This window comes from Frankia gtarii (assembly GCF_025403375.1).
Taxonomy (GTDB): domain Bacteria; phylum Actinomycetota; class Actinomycetes; order Frankiales; family Frankiaceae; genus Frankia; species Frankia gtarii.
Genome location: NZ_JAMPTM010000603.1, coordinates 1 through 606, shown reverse-complemented (window position 1 = coordinate 606; position 606 = coordinate 1). Strand labels below are relative to the sequence as shown.

The 606-nt window shown below is 81.0% G+C and carries 1 pseudogene; it reads left to right on the top strand.

Annotated features, from left to right (window positions below):
• Positions 1-38: 38 nt before the first annotated feature.
• A pseudogene (locus NBZ83_RS32515) lies at positions 39-606 on the top strand (hypothetical protein); the annotation flags it as partial.

Genomic DNA, 606 nt, shown 5'->3' with positions numbered 1-606 from the left:
GGGCGGGGATGCGGCCGGGTTTTGCGACGGGGGTGGCGGTGGCGCCGCCCGCGCCGCTGCCCGGCGGGGAAGCCGGCGGGGCGCCCGGCCGGCGACCGGCCACCCCCGTCGCAGCCGCGCGGGATCTCACGGCGACGATGCCGGAGCTCTTGCCGGTCGCCGTGGCGCCCAGCCGGGCGTCCGAGCGTGCGTCCGACCGGACGTCGGAGCGTGCGCCCAAGCCGGGGACCGGCCCGGCCCGCGAGCCGGCCACCGATCTGGCCACCGACCTGGCCACCGACCGGGCCACCGACCTGGCCACCGACCTGGAGACCGGCCCGGGGCCCGAGTCGGGGACCGGCTCGCTGGTCCTGATGCTGGCCGGTGCGCCCGGCCCCGCAGGCGATCCCGGGCAGGCAGGCCGGCAGCGGCGGGTGCGGCTGCTCGCCGCCGTGGTCGCGGTGGGTGCCGTGATCGCGGCCACGCTGATGGTGATCGGCCTGCTCGTGCACACCCACGGTGGGTCCGCCGGGGCCACCGCCACGGCGTCCGGCCAGCTCGCCGTGTCCGGTGGACCCGCCGGCCGGCCCGACGGGACGGCGACGGGCCGCGCCCCCAGCCCCGCCG